This window comes from Streptomyces sp. NPDC026589 (assembly GCF_040638385.1).
Taxonomy (GTDB): domain Bacteria; phylum Actinomycetota; class Actinomycetes; order Streptomycetales; family Streptomycetaceae; genus Streptomyces.
In genome coordinates, this window is sequence record NZ_JBEZYG010000007.1 from 283,873 (window position 1) to 304,414 (window position 20,542).

Below are 20,542 nucleotides of genomic sequence, written 5' to 3' on the forward strand. Positions count from 1 at the left end.
AGACCACGAACGGCGGGGGCGCCGAACCATGCTCGGTTCGGTGCCCCCCGTTCAGGTTGCCGGTCAGCCCGTGGCCGTGTGCTCGGTGGCCGGGTTGGTTTCCTGGGTGGCGGCCCAGGAGGCGAGGAGGCGGAGTCCTTCTTCGGAGGGGGAGCCGGGTTCGGCGGTGTAGATGGTGAGGGTGAGGCCGGGGGCGGCGGCCATGTCCAAGCCCTCGAAGGCGAGGGAGAGGTCGCCGACAGCCGTGTGGTGGAAGTGCTTGGTGCCGGTGCTGTGGTGGCGGACGTTGTGCGCGCCCCACCGGGTACGGAATGCGTCGCTGCGGGTGGACAGCTCCCCGACCAGGTCGTGGAGGTCCTTGTCGTGCGGGTTGCGGCCGGCCTCGGTCCGCACGATGGCGACGGTGATGTCGGCGAAGGAGTCCCAGCCGGGGTAGAAGCGGCGGGCAGCGGGGTCCAGGAAGGTGAAGCGGGCCAGGTTCTGCTGGTTGCCCGGGGTGGCGTAGAGGTCGGTGTAGAAGGCGCGGAAGAGCGGGTTCGCGGCGAGGATGTCCATGCGGCCGTTGCGGACGAACGCGGGACCGGCAGTGATCGCGTCCAGGGTCCACTGCAGGCTGCGGTGCGGCTTCCACTGCTCCTTCGTACGCCGGCGGCGGGGGCGGGTGAGGGCGTCGGAGCCGTCGGCGGCCTGGGCCAGGTTCACCAGGTGAGCGCGCTCGGCATCATCGAGCCGCAAGGCGCGAGCAAGGGCTTCGAGAACGGACGGGGAGACGCCGGCGATGTTGCCGCGCTCCAGTTTCGAGTAGTACTCCACGCTCATGTCGGCCAAGGCCGCGACCTCGCTGCGGCGCAGGCCCGGCACCCGGCGCCGGGAGCCTCCTGGCAGTCCGGCCTGGGCGGGGGTGATCTTCGCGCGCCGCGAGGTGAGGAACTCGCGGACCTCCTCACGGTTGTCCATGCCTCCGACGGTACGCCGCGCACACGGCCGAAGGGATGCACTGCCAGTACACCCCTTGTCAGTAACTCGCTCCGCGCGCGGAAGAGGCGTTACCTGGAAAAGGTGGTGCTCCCACTCCCGCCCGCCAGTCGGGAACCGGGGGCTCCGCACCCGGCCGGGCGGTACACCGCCCGTGTTCCAGGGTTCGCACTCTGTACCAGGTAACGCAAAGGAATCTCTCATGCGCGGAGCAGTGATCCACGCCCCCGGCGACATCCGTTTCGAGACGGTGGACGACGCGAAGATCCTCAAGCCCACCGACGCGGTCATCCGCACGGCCGTGACCTGTGTGTGCGGCTCCGACCTGTGGCCCTACCGCGGTGCGGAGCCCACCGACCAGGCCCACCCGATGGGTCACGAGTACGTCGGATTCGTCGAGGAGGTCGGGAGCGAGGTCACCTCGGTCGAGCCCGGCCAGTTCGTCGTCGGCTCGTTCGCCACCTCGGACAACACCTGCGCGAACTGCCGCAACGGCTTCCAGTCCAGCTGCCTGAACCGCGAGTTCATGTCCACCTGCCAGGCCGAGTACGTCCGCATCCCCAACGCCCAGGGCACCCTGGTGGCCACCGACGGTGTGCCGGACGAGACGTTCTGGCCGGGTCTGCTGGCCGTCTCGGACGTGATGGGTACCGGCTGGTGGGCCGCTGATGCGGCCGAGGTGAAGCCCGGCTCCACCGCCGTGGTCGTCGGTGACGGCGCGGTCGGCCTGTGCGCGGTGATCGCCGCGAAGCAGCTGGGCGCGGAGCGGATCATCGCCATGTCCCGTCACGAGTCCCGGCAGAAGCTGGCCCGCGAGTTCGGCGCGACCGACATCGTCGCCGAGCGCGGCGAGGAAGGCATCGCCCGGATCAAGGAACTGACCGGCGGGATCGGCGCCGACAGCGTCCTGGAGTGCGTCGGCACCGCCGAGTCGATGAGCCAGGCCCTGCACTCCACCCGCCCTGGTGGCAACGTCGGCTTCGTCGGCGTCCCGCACGAGGTCGCCATCGACGGGCAGGAACTGTTCTTCTCCCACGCCGGCCTGCGCGGCAGCCCCGCCCCTGTACGCCGCTACCTCCCCGACCTCATCGACCGCGTCCTTGCCGGCGCGATCGACCCCGGCAAGGTCTTCGACCTCACCCTCCCCCTCGACCAGGTCGCCGAGGGCTACAAGGCCATGGACGAGCGCCGCGCCATCAAAACCCTCCTCACCCCCTGACCCGGCTGTCGACCACACGAGGAGGAACCATGCAGATCACACGCAGTTCGATCGACACCGCCAAGGGCCCGGCGGACTGGTTCACCGGCGACGTCTACATCGACGCCGTCGCCGCGGCCCCGACCCCGTCCCGGGTCACCGCGAACTTGGTGCACTTCATGCCCGGCGCCCGCACCCACTGGCACCGCCACCCGCTGGGCCAGACCGTCTTCGTCACCGAAGGGGTCGGCCTGTGCCAGCGCCGGGGCGGACCAGTGGAGATCATCCGGCCCGGCGACCGCGTCCTGTTCGAGGCCGACGAGGAGCACTGGCACGGAGCCGCACCCAACCGTCTGATGGTCCACCTCGCCATCAACGAGGGCGACGACGACCACGACGTCGTGCACTGGCTGACCCCCGTAACCGACGCGGAGTACCACGCAGCCCCGGCCACCAGCTGAACCCGAGCCCTGGTTCACGTCGCCGAAGAGGCTGCACGGCCGCGCACGAACGGGTGCACCGTCGGCCCGTCCCCGTGAACCACGCCGCGCGTTATCCGGGCCTGGTGAGGCCCGCCACCACCCACGTTCTTGAGGAGCATTCCCGTGACCACCTTCGCTCTCGTCGGCGCCGGCCCCGGCCTGGGGCTGGCCGCCGCCCGTCGCTTCGGCCAGGCAGGCCACCGCGTCGCTCTCCTCTCGCGCAGCGCACAGCACCAGGACAACCTGGCAGCCGAACTGGCCAGGGAGAACATCCACGCACGTGGCTTCACCGCCGACGTCCTCGACCCCGCCTCCCTCACCGCAGCCCTGCAAGAAGCTGCGGAGACCCTGGGGACCGTCGAGATTCTCCAGTTCAGCCCGGTGCCCCGCGGCGACTTCATGAAGCCCGTCCTGGACACCACCGCAGCCGACCTGGACGACCCCCTGGCCTTCTCCGTCAAAGGGCCGCTGACCTGCGTGAACGCGGTCCTGCCCGGCATGCGGGAGCTAGGCCGGGGCACCCTGCTGTTCGTCAACGGCTCCAGCGCCGTACGACCCAACCCGAACGTGGCCGGCACCTCGATCGCGTTCGCCGCCGAAAGCGCCTACGCGCAGATGCTCCACGCCGCGCTCGCCGACGAGAACATCCACGTCACGCAGCTCATCGTGCCCGGGGCGATCAGCCCCGACTCCGAGCGCTCCAGCCCCCAGGCGCTGGCCGAGCGGCTGTACGCCCTGCACACCGGCCGCAAGGGGTTCCGCCACTACTCCGAGCCCATGCCCGACCCGCAGGACGGCACCCCATGACCTCCGCCCTTCGCCGGGCCCTGACCGCCACCGCCACCACCGGCGTACTGCTGCTCGCCGCGACCGCCTGCTCCGACGACTCACCCGCCGAGCAGCCCCCGGCCACCGCGTCCACCTCATCGTCCGCCCCCGCGTCCGGGCAGCCGCAGACTCCAGGGTCGGCGAGCTCGTCCGGCCCAGACAGGAGCACTCCGATGGACATCCGCGCCACCCTCGACGGCCAGCCCGTCGAGGCGACCTTGAACGACAGCCCCGCCGCCCGCGACCTCGCCTCCCTCCTCCCGCTCACTCTGGATCTGAAGGACTTCCACGGAACCGAGCGGATCGCCGACCCGCCGCGGAAGCTGACCACCGAAGGCGCCCCCGAACCACAGGCACCGAAGACCGGGGACATCGCCTACTTCGCACCGTGGGGCAACCTCGCCTTTTTCTACAAGGATGGCCCCTCCGCCTCCACCGACCTGCTGATCCTTGGCCACATCGACGCCGACGCCGACCAGCTGTCGAGGGCCGAGCGGATCAGCATCGAGGCCGCTTCCTGACCACGCCGCCCACCGCCCCTCCTCGTACGGGAGAAAGCTTTCACATGCCCTCCGCCACCGGGTCCGCCCCCGGCAAGCTCCCCTTCGTCGTCTGGGTGCTCGCCGCCGGCACGTTCCTGATGGGCACCACCGAGTTCGTCATCGCCGGACTGCTGCCCGAAATGGCCGCCGACCTGGACGTGAGCGTCTCCCACGCCGGCCTGCTGATCACCGCCTTCGCCGTCGGAATGATCGTCGGCGGGCCCACCATGGCCATAGCCACCCTGCGCCTGCCCCAGCGCCACACCTTGATCGGCGCACTCGCCGTCTTCGCAGTGGGACACGTCGTCGCCGCGCTCAGCACCTCCTTCACCGTCGTCCTGACCGCTCGGGTGGTGACCGCGCTGGCCACCGGAGCGTTCTGGGCCGTCGGCTTCGTGATCGCCACCGCCGCCGCAGGGCCCGCGAGCGCCACCCGAGCAGTGGGCGTGATGATGGGCGGCCTCACCCTGGCCAACGTCGTCGGCGTCCCGATCGGCTCGTTCGTCGGCCACTACACCGGCTGGCGCGGCCCCTTCTGGGCACTGGCCGTCCTCGCCGCCCTGGCCGCCGCGTTTGTCGGCCGGTTCATCCCCCCTGCCGAACAGCGGGCCGAGGTGTCGGTGCGGGCCGAGGTCCTGGCCCTGCGACAGGGACGGCTGTGGCTGGCGCTGGGCGCCGCAGTACTGATCATGGGCGGCATCATGGCCGTCTACACCTACATCACCCCGCTGCTGACCGGCCGCGCGGGCATCCCGGCAGCCGTCGTACCGCTGGTCCTGATCGCCTTCGGCATCGGCGCTCTGGGCGGCACCGCCATCGGCGGACGCCTGGGCGACCACCGGCCCATGACCACGACGATCACCGCCGCAGTCGCAGCCGCCCTCGCCCTGCTGCTGGTGATCCCGCTCTCGGACGGCCCGGTCACGGCTGTTGCCCTGATTTTCCTCATGGCCCTGACCGGATTCGCCGTCAACCCGGTCCTGACCTCCCTCGTCGTGCGCTTCGCGGGCGATGCACCCACGCTCGCCTCGGCGCTGACCACCTCCGCGTACAACACGGGCATTGCCATCGGATCGGCCATCGCCGGACAGGCCCTGGCCTCGTCTCTCGGCCTGACCGGTCCTGCCCTGGTCGGAGCCGTACTCGCCGCACTCACCGTGGTGCCGCTGATCGCCCTGGCCACCCTCAGCCCCGCCGGCCGTCCCCGCATCGTCGCCCAGCGCGCCGCCCCGGCCCTCGACCGGTCCCGCACCGAGAAAAAGCAGGCGCCGACCCGTCGCTGGCCCCCGGCACCTGCTGAACCACTTCCGCAACCCCCACCCCCCGAGATGAGGAGCCCGTCGTGACCACGATCTACCCCGACTTCAGCGGCAAGGTGGCCTTCGTGACCGGAGCCGCCTCCGGTATCGGCCGGGCCACCGCCCTCGCCTTCGCCCAGGCAGGCGCCTGCGTCGCCCTCGCCGACACCTCCACCGACGGCCTGCAGGAGACCGAACGGCTCATCACCGAAGCCGGTGGGCAGGCCCTGTCCGTCACCTGCAACGTCACCGACGAGGACGAGGTGAAGTCCGCCCTCGACGCCGTCATCCAGACGTTCGGGCGTCTGGACGCCGCCTTCAACGGTGCCGGCGTGGAACAGCCGACCCAGCTCATCACCGACCTCGCCAAGGACGACTGGGACCGCATCCTCGCCGTCAACACCACCGGCGCCTTTCTGTGCATGAAGTACCAGATCCCGCTGATGCTCCAGCAGGGAGCAGGCGCCATCGTCAACGCCTCCTCCGGTGCGGGCGTCAAGGGGTTCCCCGGCTCCGCCGCCTACACCGCCTCCAAGCACGCCGTCATCGGACTGACCCGCTCCGCAGCCCTCGACACCGCCTCCCAGAACATCCGCATCAACGCGATCTGCCCCGGCATCATCGACACCGTCATGATCCAGCGGCACGCACAAACCGTTCCCGGTGGGCGTGAGGCGCTCATCGCCGACGAGCCCATCGGACGCCTCGGCCTGCCCGAAGAGATCGCCTCCGCCGTCCTGTGGCTCTGCTCGGACGCCGCCTCCTTCACCACCGGCCACGCCATGGTCGTCGACGGCGGCCAGACCGTCGGATAGACCCCCGTACCCAACTAGCACAACCAGGTATGCGGCGGTTTCGAGGGACCGCGCACCCACCCACCCGAAACCGCTGATGAACGACAACACCGGGGCCACGCAGCCCTGCCCCTGCGCAACCTTTCGACGGGAGATCACACATGAACCCCACCTACGACTTCACCGGCCAGGTCGCCTTCATCACCGGCGCCTCCTCCGGCATGGGCCTGGCCACCGCCCGCGCCTTCGCCGAAGCAGGCGCGGCCGTCGCCCTCGCCGACATCAACGAGGACGCCGTCAACGCCTCCGCCAATCAGCTCGCCGACGAGGGCCACCAGGTCCTCGCGCTCGTCTGCGACGTCACCGACGAGGACCAGGTCGCCGCCGCCGTCGACCGCACGGTCGAAGCCTTCGGACGGCTCGACATGGCCTACAACAACGCCGGCATCATGCCCCCGCCCACCGACGCCGCCGACGAGAGTGCCGACCAGTTCGACCGCGTCCAGGACATCAACCTCCGAGGCATCTGGGCGAGCGTGAAGCACGAACTGCGCCACATGCGCGCCCAGGGCAGCGGCGCGATCGTGAACTGCTCCTCACTCGGCGGCCTCGTCGGCAACCCCGGGCGCGCCGCCTACCACGCCTCCAAGCACGGCGTGATCGGCCTGACGAAGAGCGCCGCCCTCGAATACGGCTCCCGGGGCGTGCGGATCAACGCCGTGTGCCCCGGCACGATCAGCACCCCCATGGTCGACGCCATGGTCGAAGGCGGCGAACTCGACCGCACCCAGGCCGAAGCCGGCCAGGCCATCGACCGGCTCGGCACCGCCGACGAGATCGCCCAAGCCGTCCTGTGGCTCTGCAGCGACGGCGCCAGCTACATCACCGGCATCGCCCTGCCCGTCGACGGCGGCTACACCGCCCAGTAACCACCCACCTCCGGCCGGACAGTCCACGCCGCTCGGCCCCCGCCCCGGCACCACCGACCCCGGCTTCGGTTCCGCACGACCCGATCACGATCCGGTTTCAGCCCCCTGGCCGCCAGGGGGCGATCCCGCCATGCCCTCCCGCACGGGCGCCACCGCTGTGCTGTTGACCCTGTCCACGACGCGAAGGTCTCCACATGCCCACCGAACCCGTCCCGCAAGAATCCGCCACAGGCGAGATCACCGGCCCAGAATCGCGCATCGCGCCGACCCGGCGCACCTTCATCGCCACCGGCACAGCGGTCGGCACCGCCGTGGTCGCCGGCACCGTCCTCGGTACCGATCTGCTGACGCAGCCCGAAGCGGCAGCCGCCCCTGCGGCCCCGTCCAGCCGTCTCACCGTGACCGTCAACGGCATCCGCCACACCGTCACGGTCGACAACCGCACCTCCCTGCTGGACCTGCTGCGTGAGCACTTGGGGCTGACCGGCTCGAAGAAGGGCTGCGACGCCGGCGCCTGCGGGGCCTGCACTGTCCTGGTCGACGGACGCCGACGGAACGCCTGTCTCACCCTCGCCGTACGGACGCAAGGGGCCGAGGTCACCACGATCGAGGGCCTGGCCGACGGCGACCGACTTCACCCCTTGCAGCAGGCGTTCATCGACCAGGACGCTTTCCAGTGCGGCTACTGCACACCGGGCCAGATCCTCTCCGGTGTCGCCTGCATCAAGGAGGGCCACACCGGCTCGCGGGAGGAGATCTCCGAGTGGATGAGCGGCAACATCTGTCGCTGTGGCTGCTACCCGAAGATCGTGAACGCCGTCCAGCAGGCCGCCGGAAAGAAGTGAGGACCCATGCAGCCCTTCACCTACACCCGCGCCGCCAGCACCCGTGAGGCCCTGGCCGCCGGACGGACCGGCGGCCGGTACATCGCCGGGGGCACCACCCTGGTCGACCTGATGCGCGAAGGCGTCGAGCACCCCGGCACGGTCGTCGACATCAGCACCCTGCCGCTGGATGAGATCCGGGCCACCGAGCGCGGCGGCCTGCGGCTCGGTGCTCTGGTCACCATGGCCCAGGCAGCCGCCCACCCCAAGGTGAGCACCCTGTTCCCGGTGATCTCCCAGGCGCTGGAACTGAGCGCCTCGGCCCAGCTGCGGAACATGGCCACCATCGGCGGGAACATCATGCAGCGCACCCGCTGCACCTACTTCCGGGACATCACCGCCGCCTGCAACAAACGCGACCCCGGATCCGGCTGCGGAGCCCGCGACGGGTACAACCGCACCCACGCGATCCTCGGCACCTCCACGGCATGCGTCGCCACGCACCCCTCCGACGCCGCCGTCGCCTTCACCGCCCTCGGAGCAAGCGTCCACCTACTGGGACACGATGGCGAACGCCAGCTGCCCTTCGCCGACTTCCTGCTTCCACCCGGCAATACCCCGCGTCGCGAACAAGCTCTACGACGTGATGAGTTGATCACCGCGGTGGAGATTCCGGCGCTGCCGCGTCCGCTGGCCTCCGGGTATCTGAAGGTCCGCGACCGGCAGTCCTACGAGTTCGCCCTCACCTCGGCCGCCGTCGCCCTGCACGTACGGCTCGGCGTGATCCGCGAGGCGAAGGTCGCTGCCGGCGGAGTCGGCACCATCCCCTGGAAGCTGCCCGCGGTCGAGGACCACCTCATCGGGGAGCGGCCCTCCGCAGCCCTGTGGAAGGCCGCCGCGAAGGAGGCGACCCGCGGGGCGCGCCCGCTCGCCCACAACCGCTTCAAGGTCGAGCTGCTTCAGCGGACCGTCGAACGCCAGCTCCGCACCGTTGGAGGACACGCATGAGCCCGCAGCCGCAGGCGGCCGTCGGCGCCCCGCTCTCCCGCGTGGAGGGACGCCTCAAGGTCACCGGCCAGGTCCGCTACTCCGCCGAGCACGATGTCAAGGGTGTCGTGCACGCCGTCGTCGTGGACGCGACGATCGGCCTCGGCCGCATCACCGGCATCAACACCCGCCGGGCCGAAGCACATGCCGGTGTCCTGCGGGTGATCCACCACGGCAACGCCCCCAAGCTCCCCTACAAGGAGAACCCGGCCTCGAACAATCCGCCCGGCGGGCGCAGGCTGCGCGTCTTCCAGGACGACAAGGTCCTCTTCCACGGACAGCCGGTCGCCGTCGTCGTGGCCACCACGCTGGAGGCCGCCCAGCACGGCGCACGTCTGGTCGAGGTCCGCTACGACGCGCAGAAGCCCTCGACCGAGCTGGAGCAGGCGAAGGCCGGCAAGCCGACCACCTACGAGCGCGGCGACGCCGAGAACGCTCTACGCAAGGCGCCGGTGCGGATGAACCTGGCCTTCCAGATGGCGCGCAACCACCACAACGCCATGGAGCCGCACGCCACCATCGCCCGCTGGAGCGGCAACCAGCTGACCGTCTGGGACAAGACCCAGTGGGTGGTCGGCACCCAGACCGAACTGTCCACCGTCTTCGGACTGCCCGCCGACGCCGTGCGGGTCATCTCGCCGTACGTCGGCGGTGGTTTCGGCAGCGGACTGCGCTGCTGGCCCCACACCGTCGTCGCCGCCCTGGCCGCCCGCGAGGCCCGCCGCCCGGTCAAACTCGTCCTGACCCGCAAACAGCAGTACGCCGGCACCGGCTTCCGCCCCTCCTACCGCTACCGCCTGAAACTGGGCAGCAACCGGCAAGGCCGCCTCGCCGCCATGGCCCACGAGATCGACGCCGAGACCTCCTCGTACGAGCCGTTCACCGAAGCGGTGCTCCAGCCCGGACAGATGCTCTACAGCACCCCGAACGTCCACCAGACGTACCGGACCGTGCCGCTGGACGTGAACACCCCCATCTACATGCGCGGCCCCGGCTACGCCACCGCCTCGTTCGTCATCGAGTCGGCCATGGACGAACTCGCCCACAAGATCGGCATCGACCCGATCGAGCTGCGCCGCCGCAACGAACCGAACGAGGACGAGTCGAAGAACCTGCCCTTCTCCACCCGCCGCCTGAGCGAGTGCTACACCACCGGGGCCCGGGAGTTCGGCTGGGACCACCGCAGGCAGAGGCCGCGTTCGCGCCGCGAGGGCGACTGGCTCATCGGCATGGGCATGGCCGCAGGGGTCTACGACACCGCCCGCATGCCGGCCCAGGCCCATGTCCGCCTGGACGCCGAGGGCACCGCCGTGGTCGACGCCGCCGCCAGCGACATGGGGCCGGGCACCTACACCTCCCAGACCCAGGTCGCCGCGGACGCCCTCGGCCTGACCATGCGCGCCGTCACCTTCCGTCTCGGCGACTCCCTGTTCCCGCCGACCCCGCCGCACGGCGGGTCCATGACCATGGCCAGCGTCGGCTCCGCCGTCCTCGACGGCTGCAACCAAGTCCGCCGACAAGCCATCAAAATGGCCGTCGACGACCGCCGGTCACCGCTGTACGGGGTGGGCTCCGAGAACGTCGTCGTACGAGGCGGGCGGCTGTACGTGGACGGCAACCCGGCACAAGGGGAGACGTACAAAAGCCTGCTGTCCCGCAACAACCGAACCCACCTTGAAGCCGACGGCGCCTTCGCCGGGCCACCGGCCAAGGAACGGCACTCCTTCTACGCCTACAACGCCACCTTCGCCGAGGTCGCCGTCGACGCCACCCTTGGCCTCGTACGGGTACGGCGCATGCTCGGCGTGTACGACGCCGGCCGCATCATCAGCCCCAAACTCGCCCAGAGCCAGGCGATCGGCGGCATCACCGCGGGCATCGGCACCGCCCTGCTGGAGCACACCGTCACTGATCATCGCGACGGCCGGATCGTGAACGCGAACCTGGCCGACTACCTCGTCCCCGTCAACGCCGACGTCCCCGACATCCAGGCCATCTACCTCGACGGCGAGGACCGTCAAGCCGACCCGCTCGGCGTCAAGGGACTCGGCGAAGTCGTCCACGTCGGCGTCGCCCCCGCCATCGCCAACGCCGTCTTCAACGCCACCGGCACACGCGTACGCCAACTTCCCATCACCGCCGAAGCACTCCTCTGACCGGTGCATCCCCTGTGGTACACGCCGAATCGTCCGGCAGACAGCCAGTCACACGCACCGTCTGCCGGACCACCGGGCCGCCGCCGCCCCGTCCCCCGTTGGACGGCGGCGGCCCACCCACCCGTCCGGCCACCGGGATTCACCTGCGGAGAGAGCCCATGCTGAACATCGCGGACACACTGCGCCACTGGTGCTGCGAGCACCGCCCCTTCGCCCTGGCCACCATCGTCGGCGTCACCGGTAGCGCGCCTCTGCCCGTCGGTACCTCGCTCGCGGTCGACGAAGACGGCACCGCCGTGGGCAGCATCTCCGGCGGATGCGTCGAAGGTGCCGTGTACGAGCTGTGCCAGCAGGTCCTCCACCACCAGCAGGCCCCGCAACGTGCCTGGTTCGGCTACTCAGACGAGGACGCCTTCGCCATCGGCCTGACCTGCGGTGGAGAACTCGACGTCCTGGTGCAGCGCATCGACCCCGCCAACTTCCCGCACCTCGCCGCCACCCTCACCGACGCGGCCAAAGGCCGGGCCACCGCCCTTGCGCAGGTCGTGGACGGCCCCGCGCACCTCCTCGGCGGCTACCTCGCCCTGAACAGCGAAGGCCACCTCTCGGGCACCGACCTGGACACAGACGTACGCAGCATGGTCGCCGCGCAGGCCCAGGCCCTGCTGCGGGCCGGCCGCACCGACCGCATCACGCTCGGCGGCACCGCCACGACCTGCCCCGAACCGTTGACGGTCCTGGTCCACGTCGCCGCCCCCGCGCCCCGCCTGCTGATCTTCGGCGCGATCGACTTCGCCGCCGCCCTCAGCCAGGCCGGACGCTTCATCGGCTACCACGTCACCGTCTGCGACGCCCGCCCCGTCTTCGCCACCCCCGCCCGCTTTCCCCACGCCGACGAAGTCGTGGTCGACTGGCCCCACCGCTACCTGGACTCCACGACCGTGGACGAACGCACGGCGATCTGCGTCCTCACCCACGACCTCAGGTTCGACATCCCGCTCCTGCGCCGGGCCCTCACCCTGCCCATCGGCTACGTCGGCGCCATGGGCTCACGCCGCACTCACGACGAGCGTCTGCGACTCTTGGTCGAGGCCGGGGTTACAGCAGGCCAGCTGGCCGAACTGCACTCGCCCATCGGTCTCGACCTCGGTGCGCACACGCCCGAGGAAACCGCCGTCTCCATCACCGCGGAGATCATCGCCCACACCAACAGCGCCAGCGGCCTGCCTCTGTCCCAGCGCACCGGCCCCATCCACCGGACGGCACCGCACCACGACCCCAACCACCAGGCCACCCGCCACGACGCGGCGGCCCAAGCCGCTGCCGACCGCTCCACCGCCCGTGCCCACGCCACACTCCCAGGACACGCCACCACCACAACGCCCGCGACGCGGAGCGATAAGTGATGTCAGCCCCCTGGCACACCTCCGCTCGTTGACAACCAATTTAGTCGGACCCAGGTCAGCAGGCCGCACACGACTAACTTCGCTGTCAAAGGACAGAACTTGTCCTCTGTCATCCAAACGAGGCGTTTGACAACGAACCCAGCTGTTTCGGACTCCCTGACAGTGAATCTAGTCGTGAGGGACGAGCAAGCCGGGGGTTTCGTATGTCGGTAGCGGCTGGGGCGGACAGCGTCGTGCCGTACGTCGAGTTGTCGTGTGCGGACGGCGTACGCGGGCGCCGGCGTCGGCGTCCGTTGCTGGACTGCGCGACGGCCAGGTTCGAGGACGCGGTTCCGGTGCGGCCATTTCGATGGTCGCGGGGTGGGCTCCATTTCCCGGGGTGGTACTGGGCGGCGACGACTGGGCAGCATGTCGGTTTCGAGTCGTGGCTCGAGCGGGACCGCCTCATACTCATGGACTTCGATCCCGATGTGGTGCGGATGGCCTCCCAGCCTTTCTGGCTGCACTGGCACGACGGTTCGCAAGAACGTCGGCATGCCCCGGACTTCTTTGTGCGCCGTGCGGATGGTTCGGCCGTGGTCGTCGACGTCCGCGCAGACGACTGGATCGCGCCGCGCGATGCCGAGGCGTTCGAGGTGACGCGCCGGGCCTGCGCCGAAGTCGGGTGGGGCTTCGAGCGGGTGGGGGTGCCGGAGGCCGTGCTGCTGGCGAACGTGCGATGGCTGTCGCGCTACCGCCACCCCCGCTGCAGGCAGGGTCCGCTCGCTGCACGGCTGATGCGGCTCTTCTCGCAACCCGGGCCGCTGATGGCCAGCGCCGATGTGGCTGGCGACCGGCTGGCGACGCTGCCCGTGTTGTTCCACCTGCTGTGGAGGCAGGAGTTGTCCGCCGACGGCATGGCGGTCGAGTTGCTGGGGCCGCGCACGGTCGTGCGCCTGGCCGGCGGGGGCATCCGATGACGGCGGACGGGCGACGGGTTCCGCCGACGGCCCGGATCGCGGAGTTCCCGAAGAAGGCCGCTGACCAGGCTCGGTGGTGGGAGAGCCATATCCTGGAGGTGCTGCATGGCTTGCCGCCGGATGCGCCCCAAGGGGCCGTGCCGCGAACGGAGTTCGACCCGAAGCGACATTCGCTGGCCGAACGCGAGCGGGCCAAGGCCGCCGAGCTGACGGCAGCGGGCCATCGGGTGACGGCCAGCGGCATCAAGCAACGGCGCCAGCGATATCACCGCGACGGACTCGTCGGACTGGCCGACGGCCGGTCGGCCAAGAAGCTGCCCGACTTCGGCCATATCCCCCCGGTAGTCGTCGAAGCGATGCGGCAGGCCATCGCTGAGACGGCCGATGCCTCCTCAAGGACAATCCGATTCACTATTTGGCGAACGAAGCAGATCCTGGCGTCCCGAGAGGATGCCGACGGTATCGAATTGCCAACGGAGCGGACGCTCTACCGGCTCTTCGACAAGCTGGCTACCGGCACACACGCGACCGGCGCGGCGACCACGCGCCGCTCGCTGCATGCACGTCCGGCCGGCCCGTTCGGAGAAGTCCCGGCCATTGCGCCGGGCGAGCTGATGCAGATCGACTCCACTCCGCTGGACGTCCTGGTGCGTCTGGACGACGGCATCGCGGAGAAGGTCGAGCTGACCGCGCTGGTCGACATCGCGTCCAGGTCGATCACTGCGGCGGTGCTGCGGCCAACGACGAAGGCGGCCGACGCCTCCGCCCTCATGGCCCGCAGCATCACGCCGGAGACGATGCGACCGGGCTGGCCAGAGGCACTGCGGATGTCCCGGTCAGTGCTGCCGCACCAGCGGCTGCTGGCTCTGGACAAGCGGCTGGAGCACGCAGCGGCCAGGCCGGCGATCGTTCCGGAGACGATCGTCTGCGACCACGGAATGGTGTTCATCTCGCACAACTTCCGTGCCTCCTGCCGCTTCTTGGGCGTCTCGCTGCAGCCAACGCACAAGGCGTCGCCCTTCGAAAAGGGCGTGATCGAGAAGACCCTGGGTTCGGTGGCGACGCTGTTCGCTCAGTTCGTCGCGGGCTACACCGGCCGCTCGGTGGACCGTCGCGGCCGACACTTGGAGAACGGACCACTATGGTCGCTGCCCGAACTACAAAATCTGCTGGACGAGTGGATCGTCACCGTGTGGCAGACCCGACCGCACGACGCCCTGCGAGATCCGGACGCACCGAAGCGAGCTTTCTCGCCGAACGAGAAATACGCGATGCTGCTGGAGTCGTGCGGATACGTTCCAGCCCCGTTGAGCGGTGAGGACTACGTCGAGTTACTGCCGGAACGGTGGCACGCAATCAACGCCTACGGCATCCGGATGAACCGCCGCACCTATGACAGCCCCGAGTTGAACACGCTGCGCCGTCAGCACTCCGGGGTCGCGGAGAAGAAGGGCCTGTGGGAGATCCACTACGACCCCTACGACGTCTCCCGGATCTGGGTACGCGACCGCCGCAGTGGGAGGGACCGGTGGATCACCGTGTTCTGGCGGCACCTGCACCGCGTCGGCGTCCCGTTCGGCGAAATGGCCTGGGACCACGCCCGTCAACAGGCCCCGAAGAATGGGAGCGAGGCTCAGGTCGCGGATGCGGCCGCCGCGCTGCTCAAACGCGCCCACGACGGCCCTCCGGACGAGAAAGACCCTCCGGTCAAACGGTCTCGGCGGGACCGTCGGGTCGCCGCCCGCACCCGGGCGACCAGCTCTGGCCGAAAGATTCTCGATCCGCCGACCGAGAGTGAACCGATGGATGAGGGCACGGACACCTCATTGGCCGAGGTCATTCCGCTGGGCCTGTTCGACCCGCTGGCCGACCCCTGGAGGCGCCCGTGACCATTCCCACGCCGGCGAGCCGGCGCACCGCGCTGCGGAAGGACGACACCGGGTCCAGTCTGCAGCTGAACACCCTGGCCGGGTGGCGGAGGTTCATCGACGGGCCACCCGCGCCCCCGATCTTGTCATCCCGCAGCGCTTGGCAGCGGATGCCTACGTCCGAGCGGGGCCCCTACGACGAGGGCCGCCTTGACCATCACGCCCGCATGCTCACGGTGGCCACCTCGTTCGTCGAGCAGACGGCGATCTGTGGTCGCAGGCTGGTGCTGCTCAACCGCCACGCGATCAGCGCCCGCCGCGGGCTCATCGTCTCCGGCCCTGCGGGAACCGGCAAGACCATCGCCATCACCCAGTTGGGACGCTCGCACGAACTCCTTGACCGCGCCCGACACCCACACATCACCGACCGTATTCCCGTTGTCTACATCACCGTCCCGCCCGCCGCGACCGCCCGCATGATCGCGACTGAGTTCGCCCGCTTCCTGGGCCTGCCAGTGCGGGCCCGCTCGAACATCACCGACATCATCGAAGCCGTAGTCGGGGTCTGCGCCGACACCCGCACCGGGCTGGTACTGGTCGACGAGCTCCACAACATCTCACTCACCAGCCGCCATGGCGCCGAAGTCGCCGACACTCTCAAGTACTTCTCCGAGCGCCTGGCCGCCACCTTCGTCTATGCCGGCATCGACATCGCCGAATCCGGACTGCTTTCCGGAACACGCGGCGCCCAGATCTCCGGCCGCTTCACCTTGATCCCCTCCCGCCCCTTCCCCTACAACGGCGAATGGAAGGCCCTGGTCGCCACCATGGAGGCAACCCTGCGGCTGCATGACCACCGTCCTGGCACACTCACTGGCCTGGATCGCTTCCTGCACGACCACACCGGCGGCATGATCGGGTCCCTCTCCCATGCCATCCGCGGAGCCGCCCTCGACGCTATCCTCACCGGCACCGAGAAGATCACCAAGAAGAGCCTCCAGACCGTCCCGCTCGACCACACCGCACACACCACGGCGTCGCTGGCCACAAAGACCGCTACCTACCGATGAACAGCGAGCTACCGCCCCGGTTTGCGCCCCTGCCGATCCGACTCCGGCCCTGCCTCGGAGAGTCCGCCAACTCCTACATCCGGCGCCTGGCTCGCGCCAACCATCTCAAGCCCAGCTTCCTGCACTGCTACCTCTGCGGCCCACCGCAGTGGTTCGGCAAGCCGCTCCTCGGAAACCTCGCCACGGCCGCAGGTCACTCGCCCGAAACCCTCGAACGGGCCCTCGCCGACGCCAACGCCCTGGGCGGCACGAACAGACCACGCCGGCGCCTCCCCAGGAAAAATCCCTTCACCCGGCGTCAGGAACTGGCACACTGCATCGCCCAAGAAGCGCTTAAAGGTACACAGATCCGCACGCTCGCAAAGCGCCACAACCTCCGCACCTGGGACGTCCGCTTCGCTCTGGAGATCCCACGCCTGACCACCACAGAGACGGCTCCGCTGACCGAACCCGTCACAGGCGAACTCGCCAACCTGCTCGAGAGCCTGATCGGCAGAAGGCTCAACGGAAGACAGATCTGGACGGAACTCATGGACCACCACGACTACTTGGTCACATACGACAGCATCCGTCACTACATCAGATACGTTCGTTCCCGAACGCCGTCGGCCCGAGCAGCCTCGTTGACATCCGACCTCGGTTCCGAGACGAACTCACCGACCGGCCGCCCCAGGCTTAAATGATCACCAGGGGTCCTCTGGCCGTCGCCGTCTTCGGCGCCCTGATCTCGGCACCGGCTGAGTTCGGGCACCGCCTGCAGATCAGTCTCGCCCTGGCCGCCGCAGTCGCAGCCCTCGTCGTACTCGCCGTGCCCTGGATGACTGCGGCCCGACGGGGTGCCTGATCCGGTACTGCGCACGGACAGGTACGCCGCTCGGCGCGGGTTACGGACCGCTTGAGCCTGGTCAGTGCCGTTGATCAGTCTCGGTCCTGGCGGTGCGGTTAGCAGTGGCTGCCAGGCTGGCGAGGAGCTTGAGGCGTTCTTCGGAGGTGCTGCCGGGTTCGGCGGTGTAGAGGCTCAGGTCGTGCACGGCCCGCTGGGACACGGGCAGGTCCACGGACTGGTAGGTCAGCTCCAGCTCGCCGACTTCGGGGTGCTGGAGCCGCTTGGTGCCGTCGTGGCGGATACGGACGTCGTGCGCGGCCCACAGGGTGCGGAAGTCGGCGCTGAGGGTGGACAGCTCACCGATGAGTTCGCGCAGGGCACGGTCGTGTGGTTCACGCCCGGCCTCGGCGCGCAGCAGCGCGACGGTGGCGGCGGCGCCGGAGTCCCAGTCGACGAAGAAGTCGTGGGAGCCGGCATCAAGGAAGTGGTAGCGGGCGAAGTTGGGACGGCCGCGCTTGTCGGTGGTGGGGCTGTCGAACATGGGAGCGTGCAGGGCCCGGCCGAGTGCGTTGTGGGCGATGACGTCCAGGCGGCCGTTGCGTACGAAGGCGGCGGACATCGTGATGGAGTCGAGCAGCCAGTGGATGCGAGGCGGGGCCTCGACGTCCCTGCGGCGGGAAGGGGTGCGGCGGGAGGGCCGGGCGGCGCGGGCCAGGTCGAAGAGGTAGGTGCGTTCGTCCTCGTCCAGCTGCAGGGCCTGGGCGACCGCGGCAAGGACGTCCTCGGACACGCCGCTGATGTGGCCCTTCTCCAGACGGGTGTACCACTCGGTGCTCACGCCGGCGAGCACGGCGACTTCCTCACGTCGCAGCCCCGGGACCCGGCGCCGGGCGCTGGTGGGCAGCCCCGCCTGCTCCGGGGTGATCTTGGCGCGTCGGCTGGCGAGAAAGTCCCGGATCTCCGCGCGGTGGTCACTGTGGTCGTCCATGCCTTCCACGGTAGCTACCGGGACGCTCTGAGGGAGGTTGAGCTTGTACCCCCCATAAACGCAACCTTCCCCACCTGTGGCAAAGCCGGTTTCGTGGGATCAGCACACCGAACACCACCCCCACGGAGTTGATGCATGAGTACGCGAGGAGCAACCCTCCACGCCCCCGCCGAGACCGTACGGGCTGACACCCCCCAGCCTCCGTCCGCCCGGCTGCCGCTCGTCGTCTACGTGCTCGCGCTGGGCACGTTCCTGATGGGCACCACCGAGTTCGTCGTGGCCGGCCTGCTGCCCGAGATCGCGGGCGACCTGCAGGTCAGCGTCGCCCAGACCGGCCTGATGATCACCGTCTTCGCCATCGGGATGATCGTCGGCGCTCCGCTGATGGCGATGCTCACGCTGCGGCTGCCCAAGCGGCTGACACTGATGCTCGCCCTGGGAGTCTTCGCAGCCGGGCACGTCATCGTCGCCCTCAGCTCGAACTTCACCCTGGTCCTGGCCGCACGGTTCCTGACCGCGATCGCCACCGGCGCGTTCTGGGCGGTGGCCAATGTGGCCGCCGCACGCGCCGCCGGCCCTGCCGCCAGTTCCCGCGCTCTGGGTCTTGTCGGGGCCGGGGCCATGCTCGCGAACGTCGTCGGCGTGCCGGTGGGCGCGTTCGCCGGACAGCTCATGGGCTGGCGCGGACCGTTCTGGGCCCTGGCAGCCCTCGCCGCGGCGGCCGTGCTGCTGATCGCCCGTACCGTCCCTCCCGAGGATGGCGGCCAGGAGGCGGTGTCGATGCGGTCCGAGCTGACCGCTCTGCGCTCCGGCCGTGTGTGGCTGGTGCTGGCGGCCTGCGCCACCACGACCGGCGGTGTGCTGGCGGCGTACTCCTACATCTCGCCGCTGCTGACCGACCGGACGGGCATCGCGTCGGGGATCGTGCCGCTGGTCCTGGTCGGCTTCGGTCTCGGCGCCCTGGCCGGCTCGCTGGTCGGAGGCCGCCTCGGCGACCGCCGCCCGCACACCGTGACCATCGTTGCCGCCGCGGGAGCCACCGTCCTGCTCCTGGCGATCTCCCTGCTGGCCGGCTACGCCGTGCCCACCATCATTCTGGTCGCCCTGCTGGGCTTCTTCGGTCTTGGTGCCAACCCGGTGCTGATGGCCCTGGCCGTCCGCTTCGCGAAGCAGGCATCCGTGCTGGCCTCCGCCCTGACCGTCTCGGCGTTCAACCTCGGCACCGCCATCGGCTCCTGGACCGCCGGCCTCACCCTCGCCACCTCGCTCGGGACCACCGGCCCCGCCATCGTCGGCACCGTCATTGCCGCACTCACCCTGATCCCCACCACCGCCATCGCTCTCACCCAGCGCCGCCGCACGGCAGCAACCGCCTAAGCCGCGGACACCGGCGCAACGCAGGGCCCGGGAACTTAAACCGCAAATACGGCTAGACCCAGCCAAACCGACGAGAGTGGTGGTCACAGCCTTCGCGCACCCCACACGGAAATGAGGAACGAAAATGGCACGCCTCGACAACGCGGTCACGGTCGTCACCGGAGCAGGCGGCGGCGTGGGCCGCCAGGCCGCCCTTCGCCTGGCCGCAGAAGGGTCGCGCGTAGGAGTGACCGACCTGGACGCCACCTCGCTGGAGGAGACCGCGGCCCTCGTACGGGAAGCCGGCGGTGAGGTCATCGCCGTGGCGGGCGACATCGTCGACGAGCAGACCATCGACGCGCTGACCACCCAGCTTCTCGACGCCTACGGCAAGGTGGACGGGCTGGTGAACAACGCGGGCATCGTCTTCTCCAAGCCGCTGCTGGAGCACACCGTCGAGGACTTCGACAAGGTGATGCACATCAACACCATGTCCTGCCTGGTCACCGCCAAGCGCGTCGTCCCGGAGATGGTCAAGGCCGGCGGCGGCTCCGTCGTCAACGTCTCCTCGATCGGCGCACTCGCGGCGCTGCCCAACATCGGCATCTACTGCGCGTCCAAAGCCGCCGTCCTCGGTCTCACTCGCTCGCTCGCGATGGAGTACGCGCCCCACAACATCCGGGCGAACATCCTCTGCCCCGGCCTGGTCGACACCCAGATGGCAGCCGAGCACCAGAAGAGCTTCGCCAGCCCCCAGGAAGCCATCGACGCACTCGCCGGACGGCAGATGCTCAAGCGGTACGCACAGCCGCAGGAGATCGCCGAAGTCATCGTCTTCCTGATCAGCAAGGAAGCCTCCTTCATGACCGGCGCAACCGTCCCCGTCGAAGCGGGATGGACCGCCTGGTGACCAGGCACCCTCTGCACCCCCACGCCGGTCCACGGCCGCGGTGAAACAACGGGGCCAGCCACCCACAAGGAACCCAGGCCCCGCCC

General features: G+C 69.7%; 20 protein-coding genes. 18 read left to right on the forward strand and 2 right to left on the reverse strand.

Translation table 11 applies throughout. The annotated features are described in order from the left end of the window. Window positions 1-63: 63 nt before the first annotated feature. A complete protein-coding gene (locus AB0F29_RS14900) occupies window positions 64-957 on the reverse strand; it encodes a helix-turn-helix transcriptional regulator (RefSeq protein WP_361871700.1) in 894 nt (297 codons plus the stop codon). A gap of 220 nt (window positions 958-1,177) precedes the next feature. Between AB0F29_RS14900 and AB0F29_RS14905 the strand changes: the two genes are divergently transcribed. The 16 genes from AB0F29_RS14905 (at window position 1,178) to AB0F29_RS14980 (ending at window position 17,220) form a co-directional block, all read left to right on the forward strand. Next, window positions 1,178-2,194, forward strand: a complete 1,017-nt coding sequence (locus tag AB0F29_RS14905; protein ID WP_361871702.1) for a zinc-dependent alcohol dehydrogenase family protein — start codon at window positions 1,178-1,180, stop codon at window positions 2,192-2,194. 29 nt (window positions 2,195-2,223) lie between these two features. Beyond that, a complete protein-coding gene (locus AB0F29_RS14910; RefSeq protein WP_361871704.1) occupies window positions 2,224-2,634 on the forward strand; it encodes a cupin domain-containing protein in 411 nt (136 codons plus the stop codon). Window positions 2,635-2,778: 144 nt separating this feature from the next. Then, window positions 2,779-3,462, forward strand: coding sequence for an SDR family NAD(P)-dependent oxidoreductase (locus AB0F29_RS14915; RefSeq protein WP_361871706.1), 684 nt, complete (start codon window positions 2,779-2,781; stop codon window positions 3,460-3,462). Continuing rightward, complete coding sequence (locus AB0F29_RS14920) at window positions 3,459-4,004, forward strand: cyclophilin-like fold protein (protein WP_361871709.1); 546 nt, start codon at window positions 3,459-3,461, stop codon at window positions 4,002-4,004. Before AB0F29_RS14915 ends, AB0F29_RS14920 begins: the two co-directional genes overlap by 4 nt. A 44-nt stretch (window positions 4,005-4,048) precedes the next feature. Further along, window positions 4,049-5,371, forward strand: coding sequence for an MFS transporter (locus AB0F29_RS14925; protein ID WP_361871712.1), 1,323 nt, complete (start codon window positions 4,049-4,051; stop codon window positions 5,369-5,371). Continuing rightward, window positions 5,368-6,138: an SDR family oxidoreductase gene (locus AB0F29_RS14930; RefSeq protein ID WP_361871715.1), complete on the forward strand. Its 771-nt coding sequence runs from the start codon at window positions 5,368-5,370 to the stop codon at window positions 6,136-6,138. The genes AB0F29_RS14925 and AB0F29_RS14930 overlap by 4 nt, the downstream gene beginning before the upstream one ends. 140 nt (window positions 6,139-6,278) lie before the next feature. Further along, complete coding sequence (locus tag AB0F29_RS14935) at window positions 6,279-7,046, forward strand: glucose 1-dehydrogenase (protein ID WP_361871718.1); 768 nt, start codon at window positions 6,279-6,281, stop codon at window positions 7,044-7,046. 194 nt (window positions 7,047-7,240) lie between these two features. Beyond that, window positions 7,241-7,891 carry a (2Fe-2S)-binding protein gene (locus tag AB0F29_RS14940; protein ID WP_361871720.1) on the forward strand — a complete coding sequence of 217 codons (651 nt, stop codon included), beginning with the start codon at window positions 7,241-7,243 and terminating at the stop codon, window positions 7,889-7,891. Between the two features lie 6 nt (window positions 7,892-7,897). Continuing rightward, window positions 7,898-8,878 (forward strand): xanthine dehydrogenase family protein subunit M, encoded by a 981-nt coding sequence (locus AB0F29_RS14945; protein ID WP_361871722.1) that lies wholly within the window; start codon window positions 7,898-7,900, stop codon window positions 8,876-8,878. Next, window positions 8,875-11,073 carry a xanthine dehydrogenase family protein molybdopterin-binding subunit gene (locus tag AB0F29_RS14950; protein ID WP_361871725.1) on the forward strand — a complete coding sequence of 733 codons (2,199 nt, stop codon included), beginning with the start codon at window positions 8,875-8,877 and terminating at the stop codon, window positions 11,071-11,073. Before AB0F29_RS14945 ends, AB0F29_RS14950 begins: the two co-directional genes overlap by 4 nt. A 158-nt stretch (window positions 11,074-11,231) precedes the next feature. Next, window positions 11,232-12,479: an XdhC/CoxI family protein gene (locus tag AB0F29_RS14955; RefSeq protein ID WP_361871726.1), complete on the forward strand. Its 1,248-nt coding sequence runs from the start codon at window positions 11,232-11,234 to the stop codon at window positions 12,477-12,479. Between the two features lie 203 nt (window positions 12,480-12,682). Further along, on the forward strand, window positions 12,683-13,438 hold the full coding sequence (locus AB0F29_RS14960; RefSeq protein WP_361871729.1) for a TnsA-like heteromeric transposase endonuclease subunit: 756 nt from the start codon (window positions 12,683-12,685) through the stop codon (window positions 13,436-13,438). Next, window positions 13,435-15,327, forward strand: a complete 1,893-nt coding sequence (locus tag AB0F29_RS14965) for a Mu transposase C-terminal domain-containing protein (RefSeq protein WP_361871732.1) — start codon at window positions 13,435-13,437, stop codon at window positions 15,325-15,327. Before AB0F29_RS14960 ends, AB0F29_RS14965 begins: the two co-directional genes overlap by 4 nt. Further along, complete coding sequence (locus AB0F29_RS14970; protein WP_361871734.1) at window positions 15,324-16,376, forward strand: TniB family NTP-binding protein; 1,053 nt, start codon at window positions 15,324-15,326, stop codon at window positions 16,374-16,376. The genes AB0F29_RS14965 and AB0F29_RS14970 overlap by 4 nt, the downstream gene beginning before the upstream one ends. Then, window positions 16,373-17,059 carry a hypothetical protein gene (locus AB0F29_RS14975; protein ID WP_361871736.1) on the forward strand — a complete coding sequence of 229 codons (687 nt, stop codon included), beginning with the start codon at window positions 16,373-16,375 and terminating at the stop codon, window positions 17,057-17,059. The genes AB0F29_RS14970 and AB0F29_RS14975 overlap by 4 nt, the downstream gene beginning before the upstream one ends. Continuing rightward, complete coding sequence (locus tag AB0F29_RS14980; RefSeq protein WP_361871737.1) at window positions 17,056-17,220, forward strand: hypothetical protein; 165 nt, start codon at window positions 17,056-17,058, stop codon at window positions 17,218-17,220. The genes AB0F29_RS14975 and AB0F29_RS14980 overlap by 4 nt, the downstream gene beginning before the upstream one ends. A gap of 61 nt (window positions 17,221-17,281) precedes the next feature. On the opposite strand, the gene AB0F29_RS14985 is transcribed toward AB0F29_RS14980, so the two are convergent. After that, window positions 17,282-18,190, reverse strand: a complete 909-nt coding sequence (locus AB0F29_RS14985; RefSeq protein WP_361871740.1) for a helix-turn-helix transcriptional regulator — start codon at window positions 18,188-18,190, stop codon at window positions 17,282-17,284. 135 nt (window positions 18,191-18,325) lie between these two features. Here AB0F29_RS14985 and AB0F29_RS14990 point away from each other — a divergent pair, with 135 nt between their 5' ends. Further along, entirely contained in the window at window positions 18,326-19,567 is a 1,242-nt protein-coding gene (locus AB0F29_RS14990; RefSeq protein ID WP_361871743.1) for an MFS transporter, read from the forward strand. 124 nt (window positions 19,568-19,691) lie between these two features. Continuing rightward, the gene (locus AB0F29_RS14995; RefSeq protein WP_361871746.1) at window positions 19,692-20,456 is read left to right on the forward strand and encodes an SDR family oxidoreductase; all 765 of its coding nucleotides are present in this window, start codon (window positions 19,692-19,694) and stop codon (window positions 20,454-20,456) included. The last annotated feature ends 86 nt before the right edge of the window (window positions 20,457-20,542 follow it).